The organism is Myroides sp. LJL116 (genome assembly GCF_054871685.1).
This window is the reverse complement of sequence record NZ_JBTXLR010000009.1, coordinates 112,962-129,051: the sequence shown is the minus strand read 5'-3', so window position 1 is coordinate 129,051 and position 16,090 is coordinate 112,962. Positions and strand designations below refer to the sequence as shown.

At 31.3% G+C, this 16,090-nt stretch carries 13 protein-coding genes and 2 pseudogenes; all 15 read left to right on the top strand.

Translation table 11 applies throughout. The annotated features are described in order from the left end of the window. Positions 1 to 14: 14 nt before the first annotated feature. Positions 15 to 431: pseudogene (gene traM, locus ACYSNM_RS08440) on the top strand (conjugative transposon protein TraM); the annotation flags it as partial. A gap of 161 nt (positions 432 to 592) precedes the next feature. Continuing rightward, positions 593 to 1,303 (top strand): annotated as a pseudogene (locus tag ACYSNM_RS08435) (DUF4138 domain-containing protein); the annotation flags it as partial. 190 nt (positions 1,304 to 1,493) lie between these two features. Beyond that, a complete protein-coding gene (locus ACYSNM_RS08430) occupies positions 1,494 to 2,528 on the top strand; it encodes an LLM class flavin-dependent oxidoreductase (RefSeq protein WP_461756498.1) in 1,035 nt (344 codons plus the stop codon). A gap of 270 nt (positions 2,529 to 2,798) precedes the next feature. After that, on the top strand, positions 2,799 to 3,140 hold the full coding sequence (locus ACYSNM_RS08425; protein WP_461756497.1) for a nuclear transport factor 2 family protein: 342 nt from the start codon (positions 2,799 to 2,801) through the stop codon (positions 3,138 to 3,140). After that, complete coding sequence (locus ACYSNM_RS08420; protein ID WP_461756496.1) at positions 3,110 to 3,733, top strand: YiiX/YebB-like N1pC/P60 family cysteine hydrolase; 624 nt, start codon at positions 3,110 to 3,112, stop codon at positions 3,731 to 3,733. The genes ACYSNM_RS08425 and ACYSNM_RS08420 overlap by 31 nt, the downstream gene beginning before the upstream one ends. 357 nt (positions 3,734 to 4,090) lie before the next feature. Beyond that, on the top strand, positions 4,091 to 5,065 hold the full coding sequence (locus ACYSNM_RS08415; protein ID WP_461756495.1) for an SDR family oxidoreductase: 975 nt from the start codon (positions 4,091 to 4,093) through the stop codon (positions 5,063 to 5,065). 42 nt (positions 5,066 to 5,107) lie between these two features. After that, positions 5,108 to 6,451: a nucleotide sugar dehydrogenase gene (locus ACYSNM_RS08410; RefSeq protein WP_461756494.1), complete on the top strand. Its 1,344-nt coding sequence runs from the start codon at positions 5,108 to 5,110 to the stop codon at positions 6,449 to 6,451. A 4-nt stretch (positions 6,452 to 6,455) separates the two neighbouring features. Continuing rightward, positions 6,456 to 7,715, top strand: a complete 1,260-nt coding sequence (locus ACYSNM_RS08405; protein WP_461756493.1) for an oligosaccharide flippase family protein — start codon at positions 6,456 to 6,458, stop codon at positions 7,713 to 7,715. A 4-nt stretch (positions 7,716 to 7,719) separates the two neighbouring features. Beyond that, positions 7,720 to 8,673, top strand: coding sequence for a N(5)-(carboxyethyl)ornithine synthase (locus tag ACYSNM_RS08400; protein ID WP_461756492.1), 954 nt, complete (start codon positions 7,720 to 7,722; stop codon positions 8,671 to 8,673). Then, complete coding sequence (locus ACYSNM_RS08395; RefSeq protein ID WP_461756491.1) at positions 8,639 to 9,805, top strand: ATP-grasp domain-containing protein; 1,167 nt, start codon at positions 8,639 to 8,641, stop codon at positions 9,803 to 9,805. Before ACYSNM_RS08400 ends, ACYSNM_RS08395 begins: the two co-directional genes overlap by 35 nt. A 5-nt stretch (positions 9,806 to 9,810) precedes the next feature. Next, positions 9,811 to 11,253, top strand: coding sequence for an O-antigen polysaccharide polymerase Wzy (gene wzy / locus ACYSNM_RS08390; protein ID WP_461756490.1), 1,443 nt, complete (start codon positions 9,811 to 9,813; stop codon positions 11,251 to 11,253). Next, a complete protein-coding gene (locus ACYSNM_RS08385) occupies positions 11,254 to 12,369 on the top strand; it encodes a glycosyltransferase (RefSeq protein WP_461756489.1) in 1,116 nt (371 codons plus the stop codon). Positions 12,370 to 12,433: 64 nt separating this feature from the next. After that, a complete protein-coding gene (locus tag ACYSNM_RS08380) occupies positions 12,434 to 13,516 on the top strand; it encodes a glycosyltransferase family 4 protein (protein ID WP_461756488.1) in 1,083 nt (360 codons plus the stop codon). After that, complete coding sequence (locus tag ACYSNM_RS08375; RefSeq protein WP_461756487.1) at positions 13,513 to 15,429, top strand: NAD-dependent epimerase/dehydratase family protein; 1,917 nt, start codon at positions 13,513 to 13,515, stop codon at positions 15,427 to 15,429. The genes ACYSNM_RS08380 and ACYSNM_RS08375 overlap by 4 nt, the downstream gene beginning before the upstream one ends. Beyond that, on the top strand, positions 15,429 to 16,037 hold the full coding sequence (locus ACYSNM_RS08370; RefSeq protein ID WP_461756486.1) for a sugar transferase: 609 nt from the start codon (positions 15,429 to 15,431) through the stop codon (positions 16,035 to 16,037). The genes ACYSNM_RS08375 and ACYSNM_RS08370 overlap by 1 nt, the downstream gene beginning before the upstream one ends. Positions 16,038 to 16,090: the final 53 nt, after the last annotated feature.

The window sequence follows — 16,090 nt, the reverse complement described above, 5'->3', positions numbered from 1 at the left end:
TTTTAGACCAGGCCTATATCAAAATTGAATTAAAAGAAGATATTCTAGTGGACGGACTTCTTTTAGAAAAGGGAAGTATATTACAGGCAAAGGCCTATGTTAATCAAGATCGCTTAGAGATAGATATAACCTCTGTATTAATTAAGGACTATATTATCCCAGTATCTTTAATAGGCTATGATACCTATGGCAATAGAGGCTTAGGTATTTATGAGTATAAGCAAATAAGGGACTCCAATGAGATTTTAGCTAATTTAGGATCTACCGCTTCTAATAGTATTTCGTTTAACTCTTCTGCCAAGGATCAAATCATTACTAATCTTTCTGGTGATCTGATAAAAGGAGTAGGGGCAATATTTTCTAAAAACCTTCGCTCGGTGAAAGTGTTTTTAGAAAAGGACAAAGAAATACTCTTTGTCTTTGCGCCTTAAAAAGATTAATTAACCACATTTTATGTTTTACTATGAAAAAAACATTTTATTTTATAATAGGGTTTCTTGGAGGACTTGGCTTTTTGTGCGCCCAAGAAAATAAGGATAATACTCCTAGGTCTCCTTGAGAGCTCGAGAGCTTTGCTCTTAGTTTAACCCACCAAAAAACAACACATCTTCTTTTTAAAGCAGATATACAATATGTGGACTTAGGTAGCAATGAGATACTAGCCACCAAGGTACCTAACGCTCTTAATGTACTTCGCTTAAAGGCGGCCAAAGGGAATATACGCCCTACTAATGTAACTGTTATTACAAGCGCAGGAGGGTATTATAACTTTGAAGTTAGCTTTGAGTTAGACCCAAAAGTATTAAGCTTTGATTTTACCAAGGATGGTTTTTTTAAGAAAAAAGAGGTAGGGGATATTTACCCCAGTGTGCTTTTGGGTACTTCTGTAAGTGAACTCGAGCATATAATGGATAGTATCTACCATTTACCTCTACATAAAGCTGTGAGTAGGACCTCTCAAAATGGTTTAAATACTTATCTATGGGATGTGTATGTCTATAAGGATAAACTTGTGTTTCATTTAGGAGTGGAGAATCTTAGTTCTTTGCCTTTTAATATAGAAAAGGTAGAGTTTTACCTAAAAGATCGTTTTTTGAAAAAAGGAAGTATACTGCAGGAAAAAGCTTTACCTATAGTAGCGGATAAACTGCCTTTAAAAGAAGCTACTTTTTTAAAACCTTGGCATGGAGTATATGTGCTTCCTGTATTTGCTATGGATAATTCTAAGGTCTTACATATCACCATTAAAGATACCTCTTTAAACAGGCAAGGGGACTTACTTATCAAACACCATGGTATTTGAACAGCTAAAAAAATAGAATCTGCCCAATAAAGAGTAATTCTAAGCTGTTTTTTGCTTAATGGGATTAAATGATGTATTTTAGGGTATTATTCACTGGATTTCAAAAATGTAAAGAGGATGCATTACTTAACCTATATTAATTTAGAATGCTTATAGAATAGGTATCTTTGTAGTATAAAATCAGCAAATTATGGAAATAGGAATTAGTATGTTTGGAGATCTTCGTTTTGATCCAACAACAAATAAGTACCAACCTGCTGGAGAGAAATTACAGCAAATTATAGAGGAAGTAAAATTAATGGACGAGGTAGGTCTTGATGTATTTGGAATAGGGGAACACCATAGACCGGATTACGCAGTATCTACTCCAGAGATTGTTCTATCAGCAGCATCTAGTGTAACTAAAAATATTAAATTAACTAGCTCGGTAAGCGTTTTAAGTAGTAGCGACCCAGTTAGATTATACCAAAGTTTTGCTACTTTGGATCTTTTATCTAAGAATAGAGCAGAGATTACTGTAGGAAGAGGAAGCTTTATTGAGTCTTTTCCTTTATTTGGGCAAGATTTAGACAAGTATAGCGAGATATTCACCGAAAAGTTAGATCTACTTTTGAAGATTAATAAGGCAGATGGGCCGCTTTCTTGGAAAGGAGAGCACAGACCTTCTTTAGAAAATCAAGAAATTTTCCCTAGAGCAGATAAACCTTTAGATATTTGGATCGCTGCAGGAGGAACACCAGAGTCTGTTCAAAGAGCAGCAAGATTAGGTTTACCTTTAGTCTTTGCAATTATCGGTGGTATGCCTTCTCAGTACAAAGGATTCTTTGATTATTATAGACAAGAATACTTAAATGCTGGGCATGACATAAATAAAATGCAAATTGCTACTCACTCCCACGGATTAATAGGGGAGGACGAACAAGCTTTAGCTAAAGGGTACTTTCCTTTGTATAAAGGTCAGATGGATAGAATTGGTTCATCCCGTGGATGGCAACCTTACACTTACTCTCAATATGAGTATGGTAGAGAAAAAGAAGGAGCTCTATTTATTGGAGATCCTAACCAGGTGGCAGATAAAATTTTATACCACCAAGAAATGTTTGGTTTAACCAGATGGTTAATGCACATAGATATTGGAGCACCTGATCACAAAACAGTGATGAAGAGTATCGAGCTCTTAGGAGACAAAGTAGCTCCACAGGTTAGAAAAGCATTAGCTAAATAATTTACAATGAATTATCCTTATTCTTTAGAAGCAGGATAGCGAGTGTAGAAATCACAAAACAACTGTTTCAAGTTGTTTATATGAAAAGCACTGCAAAGTGTTAAATAAAGTTTTATTGTTGGAATCCCTTAGCTTGAGTAACTAAGGGATTTTTTTATTTAAAGATAGTTTGTGTTCAAACTTAAGCGACATAAAAAATATTATTCCTTATAGATTGTTAAAATCATGGGATAGTAGTACCTTTATTTTTTAAAAAAAATAAAGCGAATTATGTTAAAGAAATTTTTATTACTTAGTTTTATGTCTCTAGCTTTTATTGCATGCTCACAGGGACCAAAACACGCTGCTAAAGAATTCAGTGAAAATTTAGCTAAGGGAAAAGTAGAAGAAGCAAAAAAATATGCAACGGAATCTACAGGTAAATTATTAGACTTTGCTAGTTCTTTTGGGGGGCTGCCAGTTGATCCGAATTATAAATTCGAATTTTTAAAAGATTCAATCGTAGAAAATACGGCTTATGTTACTTTTAGCGATCAGAATGGTAAAAGCGATGAATTAACATTATACAAAATTGATGGTAAGTGGTTAGTGAATATCAAGCCAGAAAAGTAAAAGTCTTTTTACTTTGTTGCATATCCTTTCTATTTCTTTGTTGTAACAATAAAGAAATAAAACCTTTATCAAAACAAAATGAGTTAGCCTGTTCTTCCTTTGAACAGGCTAATTTAAATAATGGAGATATTGTATTTCGCTTGGGTACAGGTTATTTTTCTAACTTTTTTAGAAAGTATGCCTCACAAGAAAAGGAGTTCTCTCATGTAGGTCTTGTACAAAGAGAAAATGATAGCTTATTTGTGATTCATATAGAGGCAAGTGAGTTTACAGGGGTAGGATATGTAAAAAAAGAAACACTAACTTCTTTTTTATCCCAAAGTAAATCCCATAGGTTCTACTACAATACTTTAGATTCTGCGACAAAAGAAAAAATAGTTACTCAGGCTTTAACTTATTATAAGGCCCATGTTCCCTTTGATTTAGAGTTTAATAGTGAAGACGACTCAGCACTATACTGTAGCGAACTTATAGCCCATAGTATAAACAAAGGACTAGATAGTATAATTATTCGCCCAACACTACAATTAGGTGATAAACTACTTTATGGGTTAGATGATGTTTATGGAGGGGAATTTTTAGTCGAAGACTAGTTTTTATAGTGAATGATAAGTTGTTTTCTAATTAGGTGTCTTTTTGTCCAAAAAAAAATAGATAATAAATAAAGTCAATTTTATAACTTTTTTTAGGGGTTATGAGTAGTTGAAATTGCGTTCTCATGCATTTTTTAGTTTATTTTAAAATAAATGATAAAAGAATATTATTTTTTATTTCTTGGTGTGGTTTTTGTTAAACTTAGAAAAAACATTAGTTCGCATAAAAACAGCGATTTTTAATGGTCTCCATATTTTAAAAGTGTACATTTGTAGCTTGGTGTTAAAATAATAATAAAAAATATTATTTAACATTAGGAGAAAATAAGTAAGAAAAAAAATCATTATAATATTAAGATGGCTAAAATATTGATTACTGGTGGGGCTGGATTCATCGGTTCTAATTTGACTGAATACTTTTTAAACAAGGGTTATTTTGTACGTTGTTTAGATAATTTTGCAACAGGTTATAAGCATAATATAGAAGAGTTCTTATCTAATTCTAACTATGAGTTAATAGAAGGTGATATTAGGGACTTAGAAACTTGTCACAAAGCAGCAAAAGGGATGGACTATGTATTACATCAAGCAGCGCTAGGATCTGTACCTAGGTCTATAAATGATCCAATTACTAGTAATGATGTTAATGTTACTGGATTTTTAAATATGTTGGTAGCAGCACGCGATGCAAAAGTTAAGAGATTTGTATATGCAGCTAGTTCATCTACTTATGGTGATTCTGAAAGTTTACCAAAAGTAGAGGATGTTATCGGTAACCCACTTTCTCCATATGCGGTTACTAAATATGTAAATGAATTATATGCAGATGTTTTTAGTCGTACATATGGTATTGAAACAGTTGGTTTAAGATATTTTAATGTTTTCGGGAAAAGGCAAGATCCTCAAGGTGCATATGCAGCAGTTATTCCATTGTTTGTGAAGCAGTTAATTGCACATGAGAGTCCTACTATTAATGGTACAGGGGAGTTCTCTAGAGATTTTACTTTTATTGATAATGTAGTTCAAATGAACGAATTAGTTATGCTTACCGAAGATAATAACGCTATTAATACAGTATATAATACAGCTGTGGGTGATAGAACTACTCTTGTTGAATTAGTAAGTCATTTAAAAAAGTCTTTAAGTAAGTACGACAGTGCAATTGAAGACATCCCTTTAATATTTGGACCAAATCGTATTGGCGATATTCCGCATTCACTAGCCTCAGTTGAAAAGGCTAATAGGTTATTAGGCTACAAAGCTAGCCATACTATTTCTCAGGGAATTGATGAGGCAGTAAATTGGTACTGGGAAAATAAGGAAATGTTATAATTGCTAAGTTAGATTAAATTATATAAGTGAGGGTTTAAATATATGAATACAAAATATAAAATTGCAGTAATAGGCTTAGGTTATGTAGGATTACCACTAGCTCGTTTATTTGGTACTAAATTTTCTACAATAGGTTTTGATATAAATAAAGGTAGAATTGAAGAGTTACGATTGGGAACAGATAGTACACTAGAGGTGTCAGATGAAGTTTTGCAAAGTGTTACTGTAAAAGATAATCCTGTTAAATCAAATTCTACTGGACTTTATTGTTCTAATGACCTTTCTGATATAGAGGATTGTAATGTTTTTATTGTAACTGTCCCTACACCTGTGGATAAACACAACAGACCCGATTTAACGCCTTTATATAGAGCATCTGAGACAGTTGCTAAAGTGCTTAAAAAAGGGGATGTAGTTATATATGAGTCAACAGTTTACCCGGGAGTGACAGAAGAGGAATGCGTGCCAGTATTGGAAAGAAATTCTGGACTTAAATTTAATGAAGATTTTTTTGCTGGATATTCTCCAGAGAGAATTAACCCTGGAGATAAGGAGCATACCGTAGAGAAAATATTAAAAGTAACTGCGGGTAGTACACCAGAAATTGGAGAAATTGTAAACGATATTTATAAATCTGTTATTATCGCTGGAACCCACCTAGCACCAACAATAAAGGTAGCAGAAGCTGCTAAAGTTATTGAGAATTCTCAAAGAGATATAAACATAGCGTTTGTAAATGAATTAGCTAAAATTTTTAACCTTTTAGAAATTGATACACATGCTGTGTTAGAAGCTGCTGGTACGAAATGGAATTTCTTACCTTTTAAGCCAGGTTTAGTAGGAGGACATTGTATTGGTGTAGATCCTTATTATTTAGCACAAAAAGCCATGGAAAAAGGGTACCATCCTGAAATTATTTTAGCAGGGCGTAGGTTAAATGACTCTATGGGTGAGTATGTTGCTTCTCAAGTTATCAAGACAATGATTAAAAAGGGAATCAATGTAAGTAAAGCAGAAGTCTTAATGCTAGGAGTTACTTTCAAAGAGAATTGTCCAGACGTTAGAAATACAAAAATAATTGATGTAATCGCCGCATTAGAAGATTACGGATTGAAAGTTACAACATACGATCCATGGGCTGATCCAGCACAAGTTATGAGGGAATATCAAGTAGTTAGTTACAATACTATTGAGGATATTCAACCTACCGAAAAGCAATCAGCTGATCATAGATTCCCTGTAGCAGCAAAGCGATTCGATGCAATAGTTTTAGGAGTAGCTCATACAGAATTATTAAAACTAAATCTAAATGATTTTAAAAAGGAAGTTTCGGTTGTGTATGATGTAAAAGGCGTACTAAATGATGAAGTAGATTCAAGACTTTAAAATCATGAATATTAGAAAAATTATACAAAGTATTCAAAAAGGTGATGGCAAAGTATTATTTGAAAATTTTGTAGCTCTCTCTTCCTTACAGTTTGTTGGTATGGTTTTACCCTTATTAACATTGCCATATGTTTTACGGGTAATAGGTTTTGAGAAATACGGTGTCATTGTTTTCGCAGCATCTTTAATTGCATACTTCCAAAGTTTGACTGATTATAGCTTTCGAATTACAGCAGTGCGAGATGTAGCTATTTTTAGAAATAGCCCAAAGAAATTAAATGTTATATACAGTAAAGTACTAATAGTTAAAAGTATTTTTTTAATACTGTCTTTATTAATTATAGCAACCGTTGTACTTTTGACAAAGTCATTTCATGAATATAAAGGTATATATGCTTTATCAAGTTTAATGTTAGTAGGGTATGCAATTTTTCCTGAATGGTTTTTTCAAGGTATTGAAAAAATGAAATATGTCACGTATTTAAATTTAGGAATTAAATTTTTTTTTACTTTGTGTATTTTTCTTTTTATTCGAGAAGAGAAAGATTATTGGATTTATCCTCTACTACAAGGTTTGGGGTTGATATTTGGGGGGGTAGTAGGACAATTACTTTTAACTTTTAAATACAAAATTAAATTTAAATTACTTCCTTTTAAATATATTAAGTCTACTATCATAGGTAACTTTCCTCTATTTGTTAATCAGTTTGTGCCAACACTTTACAATAATACTAGTACCTTTTTACTAGGGATTTTTGAAGCAAAAGCTGTTGTAGGTGTATATCAAGCTCTTTTAACAGTAATTAATTTAGGAGCTACGCTACTTGATATTTTTTCGCGTGTCTGCTTTCCATACCTTAACCGCAAGAAAGGGGCTTTCCATAAATATAAAAAACTTATTTTTTCAATTGCATCGTTAATCTTTGTAGGCATACTTACTGTACATAAAATTATTTTTTGGTATTTGGATCTAAATTTAAAGAATTCGTTTTGGGTTTTATTCATTTTAGCATTTAGCTTAATAGGTTATACTTTGTCAAATATTTTCGGTCTTAATTATTTTATAGTAAGAAGACAAGATAAATTGGTTATGAAAAATACAGTAATTGCATCATTGACAGGATTTATATTAGCTTTTCCTTTAATACATTTCCTTGGTATAGTAGGAGCTGCTCTGAATTTATGCTTAGGAAGGTGGTTAATGGGTGGTGGCGTGTATCGACTTTATTTAATAGAAACAAAAAAACAAAAAAATAGATTATAAAATTATGAAAACAGTTGGATTTCCTATAAGTCAGAAAAAAAATGAAAAACGAAGATGTTTGATACCATCTGATATAAAAAACATAAAAAATAAAGAATACATTTTTGTAGAGAAAGGCTACGGGGAAGTTTTAGGCTATTCCGACGAGGATTATATTTCTGCTGGAGTTAAAGTCGTTTCCAAAGGAGAAGTTCTACAAAAAGATATTATTTGCGATGGGAAAATCGGGGATGCAGCATATTTATCGGATTTAAAAGATCAGATAATATATGGTTGGGTACACGCAGTTCAAAATCGTGAAATAACAGATATTTTAATAAATAATAATATTACCGCTTATGCATGGGAAGATATGTTTGAAGATGGTAGGCATACTTTTTGGCGTAATAATGAAATAGCTGGTGAAGCTGCAATTATGCATGCTTATACATTGCATGGTTTATTCCCTTATGACACAAAAGTAGCAATAATTGGAAGAGGAAATATTGGTAAAGGTGCTTTAAAAATCCTTACTTTTATGGGGGCAGATGTTACAATGTATGATAGAAAAACTGAAAAATTATTTCAAAAAGAATTAGATCAATTTGATGTGATTGTAAATTGTATATTATGGGATACATCAAGAACAGATCATATTGTTTATAAAGAAGATTTAAAACGTCTTAAAAAAGGGTCTTTAATTATTGATGTAAGTTGTGACAGAAACGGAGGAATTGAAACGTGTATTCCTACGAGCATGGATGACCCGATTTACGAAATAGATGGTGTAACTCATTACGCAGTGGATCATACTCCTTCAATTTTTTACAAAACAATTTCTAAGAGTTTAAGTCAAGAAGTTTCAAATACTATTGACCAACTAATTGAAGATAATCCAAGCGTAGTGTTAAAGGATTCACTTATCGTTAAGGAGGGAGAGATAATTGATCAAAGAATTAGTAGTTTTCAAAATAGATAAAATGTTACGTAGATTAATAAAAAATATAGTTTTTAAGACGCCATTTCTATTAGCTTTTTATAAGAAAAAGCTAATAGAGAAAGGTAATATCGTAGAGTATAAACAGCATTGTTTGGATATAGATGATGCAAATAAAGTATTGCTTGAATCTGTCAATATTGAAGAGGGATTTCTTGTAGGTATTGTTAAAGATGATGTTTTTTTTGCAGATCAAAACTATGTTTCACCTAGGTCATATTTTCCAAAATATGAGCGTTTTTTAAATAGTAATAATATTAAATATGAGTTTTTTAATATTTTAACTTCCGACTGGCTAGAAGTTTCAAAAAAGTATGATTTAATTATTTGGCATACTGCTTCAGACCCTAATACTCAAAAGATTGCAAAAAATAAAATTTATGTTTTAGACAAGATTTTACAAAAAAAGTGTTTACCCTCTTATGATGAAATCTGGGGTTATGAAGATAAAATTAATGCACATTATTTATATCAAGCACATGGTTTACCCGAGATTCCAACATTTGTTTCGCATGATAGAGTAGAAATTGAACACTTTTTAGCTAATACGAAGTATCCTATCATTTCAAAATTAACTACTGGGTCAGCTTCTTTTGGTGTAGATAAATTGGATAATAAAAAACAAGCAGTGCAATTAGTAAACAAAATCTTTGGTTATAATGGTTTGAAAACTTATTTTCCTTTTGAAAGACAAAAAGACTATGTTTATTTTCAACAGTTTATTTCTGACGCTACATTTGATTTACGTATTATAACAATAGGTAATCAAGCCTTAGGATATTATCGTTATCCAAATAAGGGAGATTTTAGAGCTTCTGGAGCTGGAAACTATGAAAAGAAAGAAATACCTAATGAGGCTTTAGATCTAGCATTTAAAGTTAAAAAGCTTTATGGTGCCTCTTGTTTAGCTACTGATTTGTTATACAGTGAGAAATTAAATAAGTATTTTATAATTGAAAGTTCTATATTTATAGGGGTTGATACGCCTAATCAGTTGGAAATTGATGGGGTGCCAGGGATTTATAATTTATTAGCTGACGGCTCTTATAAATTTGAAAAAGGGAAGTTTTGGATTCAAGAGTTAACTTTGAAGGCTTTCTTAGAAAAAATATAGAAATTATGTATAAATTTTATTCTATTCTTTTTTTACCGCTTTTGATTTTATCTGTTTTTTTATATGCATTTAATAATGATAGTCATTTTTCGATAGGTTTATTAGGATTAACACTTTTTTTTGCTTTAGTTTCTATTTGCTTTTTTGTTTTTAGTTCTTTTTTTGATCCTATTAAAGAATTGAGAAAACAATATATTCGTCCAATATTTTTATTTTTAGTTGGATATTTAATTGTTTTCTTTCAAGGATATTTAGATCTTTTTTTAGGCTATATTGACGAATTTGATTTGTTTTATTTCGTACATCCTACTCTAATAAATAAAGCTGCTTTATTAAGTTTGATTGGCTTAGTTTCATTATTTCTAGGATACTATTCTTACAAAAAAAGAGGTAAAATTAGGCACCGAAAATTTAAAGTCGTTCCGATCAAAAAGTTAGTATGGTTTTTTTATTTTCTTTTAATAGGTTACGTTTATTTTAATATTGCTCAAATTCTATACGGAAGCTATTCACAAGCGATGATTGAAAGTAGTGTTGGTACAATTGGTGCTTATATGGAACTTCTGTACTATATCACATATTTATCTTTATTAATTTTGCATGTTATTAATTGTAGATTAAACCACGTAAAAACTATTAAAGGTTTTGTATTTAGCATGAGTAAAGGTTTCTATGTAAACGTTATAATTTATTTATGTCTTATTTTGATAAGTGGAGATAGGGGACCAATTTTATCCTTCGCTCTAACCTATATGTGTGCTTTAACTATTGCTACAAAAGTAAAAATTAAGTTTAAATATATTATTGCTGGTATTTTTGCTGGGGCAATGTTTTTATCCATTCTTGGTATTGTTCGGAGAATAGATGATAATTCTTCAATATACTCGAAAATTGTTACTACAATAAGTGAAGGTCGAGTTAATGAGAAATACTCTAGTGTTTTACCAGCTTCAGCGGAGTTATCCACTTCCGTGCGAACTTTACATTATGCTATGGAAAGTGTTCCATCCAAATACCCGTATTTGTTTGGGTTATTTCAAGTTAGAGAATCACTAAAGATAGTACCTTTTGCAAGTGGTATTTTTGACCCTATTTTCGATCCTCATTTCCGTTATAAAAATAGTGCTTTCTATATAACTTGGCTCGACAAAGGAGAGTTCTATTTTGTAGGTTCAGGATCATCTATAAATGCGGATTTGTATCTTACATTAGGAGAAATTGGAGTGTTCATTGGTTTGTTCTTAATCGGCAGATTATTTAGGTTATTAGATGTTCTTACTTTTCATTATGGGTATGACAATATCTCACTCTTAGGAATAACAATGTCTATTGCTATTTTAGGGTCTTCTATCTTCTGGTCTAGGGCCACTCTATTAGCACCAATACAACCTATAGCTTTGACTTTTATATTAGTTAAATTTTATATTTGGAATACATCACGCAAATAAATGAAAAAGAAAGTTATATTAGTTACAGGGATTTATCCTATTTTCAAAGGAGGAGCTGAATATCAAATGCGATTAATTGCAGATCAGTTAAAAAAGGATTATGAAATAATTTTCCTTTATCTTGGGGATGTGCCTGGGCAACCTATTGAGGATACATATGAGCAACAGGTAGAAGGTTATAAAGTGTATTTTGTGAAAAGTCCTTCAAAATATGACTTTTTGGCTCTTAATTACTTTTACGCTCGACGTATTTATTCAATATTGAATGAAGAAAAACCTGATTTTGTTTATCAACGTGTTTTGAAATTTATGTCATATTATTTGTCTAAATATCAAAGAGAATTAAATTATAAACACATAATACATATTGCTGATTTATTCACTTTGGAGTTTAATCAAGCTAGTCTAAGAGGAAAAGTTAATTTTGCTTTTTTTAAGAAAACAGTTTCTAATAATAGTGAGTTCATAGTTCAAACGAATGAGCAAGGGGTAGCATTAAATAGGTACGGGGTTACACCTAAACTTCAAGTTTATAATATGCACCCTACTGTAGAGGTTAATGCAGAGGAGATTGTTGATTTAAAGACATCTAGACGAGAGCGAAAAATTGTATGGGTGGCTAATATTAAACCCATTAAACAGCTAGATATATTTTTAGACTTAGCTGATTCCTTATCAAATGATAGTAGTTTAAAGTTTGTTATTATTGGTAATATTCAAGGGAATAATTACGGAGAAGATTTACTGAAAAGGATTAAGGACGGATCTAATATTGTACACTATATAGATAAAGACAATGATTTTGTTAATGACTTCTTACTTAACCAAGGTAGTCTTGTTGTTAATACTAGTGTAAGTGAAGGCTTTTCAAATGTTTTTATCCAAAGTTGGTTACGGGGCATCCCAGTTTTATCGCTAAATTCAGATCCTGATAATGTTTTTAAGAAGTATCCATCTTTAGGAAATTGTGTTAGTGGGGAAGTAGAGATGCTTGCAAGTAGTTTATATAATATTCTAGATGAAGCGCATTATAAATATAACGCTATAGAATGCTACAATATCAGTAAGACTTTATTTTCTTTTGATAATATTAAAAAAATTAAAAATTTACTATAAAGATTATATATAAATAATGAAAATTTTATTAATCTCACGAGGAATACCATCTTCTAAAGATCCAATGTGGGGAAATTTTGAATTAGATCAAGCAAGGGCTATCCAAGGTCAAGGCCATAAAGTTATTAGTATGTCTGTAGATAGACGTATCCGTTTTTATTGGCGCCCGATCGGAATTACTTCTAGTATAGTTGATGGTATAACAATGTATAATTATTTCTTTCCATTACCTTATCGGATCCTACCTCGATTTATTAATAATTTTTTCGTTAACAAATTTTCGGAAAAGTTATTTAAACATATCGTGGAGAAAGAAGGGAATGTAGATATTCTACATGGACATTATTTACCTAATATCCGAATTGCAAGTTATTTAAAGGGTAAGTTTTCAAATATTTCGATTGTTGGTACAGAGCACTGGAGTGAGTTGAAAAGGAAAAGAATAAAAAGTAGCGTGAGAAAGGATGCAATAGAAGCATACCCAGCTCTAGATCAATTAATTACTGTTTCTTCACCTTTGCAAAATATAGTAAAGAAAGAATTTAATATAGATTCTGTATTTGTTGGTTGTGTAATTGACAGCGTTTTTGAGTATTTTCCAGTTGAGAAAGATAACATTTTTAGATTTATTGCAGTTGGTTCATTATTTGAAATAAAGGGATTTGATTTTGCAATTCGTTCTTTTGCGAAAGCTAATTTACCAAATAATGTACATTTTCACATTGTTGGAGAAGGAGGACAGCGAAGTAAATTAGAGTCACTGATTGTTTCCCTAGGATTAGAGGAACAGGTATTCTTAGAGGGGAGAAAAACTCGTAAGGAAATTATGGAGTTAATGTCTATTTGTTCTGTTTACGTTTTATCTTCTTTATCTGAAAATTTTGCAACTGCGTGTATGGAGGCGTTATCTGCTGGCTTACCTGCGATAATGACGAAGTGTGGTGGTCCAGAGGATTTTGTTGATGATACCAATGCGGTATTAGTTGAAGTAAACAATGAAGAACAAATGGCGGATGCGATGAATTATATGATAAAAAATATTGATAAATATAACAATAAGACAATCTCTATTGGTATAAAAGAAAAGTATTCACCAGAAGCTATAGGAAATCAATTAAGTACATTGTATAAAAATATAAAATTATGATTACAGTTCTAGTAACTTGTGTCGGTTCAGGTGTTGGTCAATCTGTTATCGATTCTTTAAATCTTAAAAGAGAATTTAAGATTATTGGTTGTGATGGAAATCCAAATGTTTATGCTCATAGTTACTGTGATGAATTTATCGTAGTACCAGGATTATATTCAGAAGGTTATTCAGAACATATCCTCGATTTATGTATAGAGAATAAAGTGGATATATTAATTCCTGGGCATGATCATGAATTGGTTATTTTCGCTCGCGATTATAATAAATTTAAAAATGCAGGGATAGAAGTATTAGTGTCAGAACCTAATATTATAGCCATTAGTAGAGATAAACAAAATTGGTATGACTTTTTTGCTCCATTAGGTTGTAAGATTGTTCCTACTCTATCCGTTAGAGATTATTTATTAAATCCTAATAGCAGTATTTTACCCGCAATTGTTAAGCCTTCTGGTGGTTCAGCTTCTCAGGGTATTTCAATTATAAACACACTAGAGGATTTACGAGGGTTAAAAGAAGAAGATATTATCCAGCCCTACCTATTTCCTGAAGAGAGTGATAGTAACTACCATGTCATCGTAAATGCTGTACAAAAAGGACAGTTTCTACAAATGTCTGAAATCTCTATTCAGTTGATTTTTAGCGCAAAATCTAAATTTTCCGGAATCTTTATATCAAAGAATTCTTTGAAGAACGGTGTTCCTGTTTTTGTAGATCCTATTGATCCTTCTAAATTTGAATATTTAGATGAAATTATGAAGTTTGTGCCTATTTTAGAAAGTCATGGTGTGAAAGGTCCAGTAAATATTCAAGGAAGGGTTACACCTAAGGGATTGTATTTCTTTGAAATGAATATGCGTTTTACTGGAATTACTGGAAATCGTGCTTTATTAGGCTTTAATGAAGTGGATTTTTTAACACGTAATTTCTTAGGGCTTGAAGCTAAATTAGATGATTTTGCATATAATAAGGTTGGTGTTCGACAAGTTGCCTGCTCTACTATACCAAGGCAAATTTCACATAGAAAGGAATTAGAGACTATAACTATTTTAGGTGGAGGTAGTAATATTGGTAAAGAGTTTATAATCAAGCGAAGTAGTGATTTTAAGTCGATTAACCTGATAGTGAGAGAAAGTTCTTTAGCAAAATATAAAGAATTATTCTCAACTATTTCTAACGTAAAACTTATTTGTCAAGATGATGTTAATCTTGAACAAGCTCTTTGTCAAAGTGATGTTTTGATAAACTTTGTAAGTGCTTTGGCATTCCAAGATGATTCATCAAAGTATGAAGCACTATTATATTTACAAAACATTTCCAATAAAATCGCAAAAGCAAAAATTGAAAAAGTTATCAATATTTCTTCTCAATCAGTATACTCTCAAACTCTAGATGAAAATAAGGGTGAAAATTTTCCGATTCAGTATTGTAGTAGTTATGCTTTTCAAAAAGTTATGATAGAAAGGCTTTTTAGCTCTATAAAAGAATTTTCTCCAGAATCTAAAGTTATCTCACTTCGCTTGCCTCGAGTGATTATTCCACAGATTTCTGGCCAGTCAGGTTTTTTCGGACGTATAGTTGAGAACTTTAAAAATGGTACTAAAGTGGAGATTGAGTTTCCTGAAAGCAAAACCAACATTATACATATAAATGATGTAATCAATGCTTTGTCATTTGTTTTAAAGTCTATTGATACTTCAACTTTACCTGGGATTATTAATGTTGCTGGTAATAACATCAGTATGAAAGAATATGTCTCTTTAGTAATAGATAATGTTGAAGGTATAGGCGAGGTTAAATTAGGAGATTCCAAAGAAGTTAAATCCTCTTCAATGATAAATGGAGAACTTATCAATTCTCTTGGATGGAGCGCAGAGTATAGTGTAGTTGATATTATTAAAGAATTAGAATAATGTATAAGAATTATATAAAAAGGTTTTTAGATTTTTTAATTGCTTTAATAGCTATAATTTTCTTTAGTCCTATTTTTATTGTGATAATGATATTCCTAAAGTTTGCTAATGAGGGCGCGGGAATTTTCTTTTTTCAAGATAGGCCAGGATTACACTCTAAAGTATTCAAGGTTGTAAAGTTTAAAACCATGAATGATAAAAAAGATAGGGCCGGTAAGTTATTGCCAGATGTTCAAAGAATAACAAAAGTAGGGCAATTTATCCGCGCTACTTCATTGGATGAATTACCTCAATTATTAAATGTTTTAAAAGGTGATATGTCATTAGTTGGTCCAAGACCACTTTTAGTAAAGTATTTACCACTATACAATGATTTTCAAAGTAGACGTCATGAAGTAAGACCGGGAATTACGGGATGGGCACAAGTGAATGGAAGAAATGCAATATCGTGGCAACAAAAATTTGACCTAGATGTTTATTACGTTGACCATATTAGTTTTACTTTTGATTTAAAGATTTTATTATTAACGGTTAAAAAAGTATTTAAAGGTAGTGATGTAAATGCTGGGGCCAACACCACTATGGAAGCTTTTAAGGGGAATAATTAATCATATAATAATAAACTTAAACTTTGATTTAGTTACATTACGTACAAAAGAAC

Bases quoted from the DNA above. Each gene is read 5' to 3' on its own strand.
- ACYSNM_RS08415 (WP_461756495.1), top strand. From the start codon at position 4,091: ATGGCTAAAATATTGATTACTGGTGGGGCTGGATTCATCGGTTCTAAT.
- ACYSNM_RS08410 (WP_461756494.1), top strand. From the start codon at position 5,108: ATGAATACAAAATATAAAATTGCAGTAATAGGCTTAGGTTATGTAGGA.
- wzy (WP_461756490.1), top strand. From the start codon at position 9,811: ATGTATAAATTTTATTCTATTCTTTTTTTACCGCTTTTGATTTTATCT.
- ACYSNM_RS08380 (WP_461756488.1), top strand. From the start codon at position 12,434: ATGTGGGGAAATTTTGAATTAGATCAAGCAAGGGCTATCCAAGGTCAA.
- ACYSNM_RS08405 (WP_461756493.1), top strand. From the start codon at position 6,456: ATGAATATTAGAAAAATTATACAAAGTATTCAAAAAGGTGATGGCAAA.
- ACYSNM_RS08430 (WP_461756498.1), top strand. From the start codon at position 1,494: ATGGAAATAGGAATTAGTATGTTTGGAGATCTTCGTTTTGATCCAACA.
- ACYSNM_RS08370 (WP_461756486.1), top strand. From the start codon at position 15,429: ATGTATAAGAATTATATAAAAAGGTTTTTAGATTTTTTAATTGCTTTA.
- ACYSNM_RS08375 (WP_461756487.1), top strand. From the start codon at position 13,513: ATGATTACAGTTCTAGTAACTTGTGTCGGTTCAGGTGTTGGTCAATCT.
- ACYSNM_RS08425 (WP_461756497.1), top strand. From the start codon at position 2,799: ATGTTAAAGAAATTTTTATTACTTAGTTTTATGTCTCTAGCTTTTATT.
- ACYSNM_RS08400 (WP_461756492.1), top strand. From the start codon at position 7,720: ATGAAAACAGTTGGATTTCCTATAAGTCAGAAAAAAAATGAAAAACGA.
- ACYSNM_RS08385 (WP_461756489.1), top strand. From the start codon at position 11,254: ATGAAAAAGAAAGTTATATTAGTTACAGGGATTTATCCTATTTTCAAA.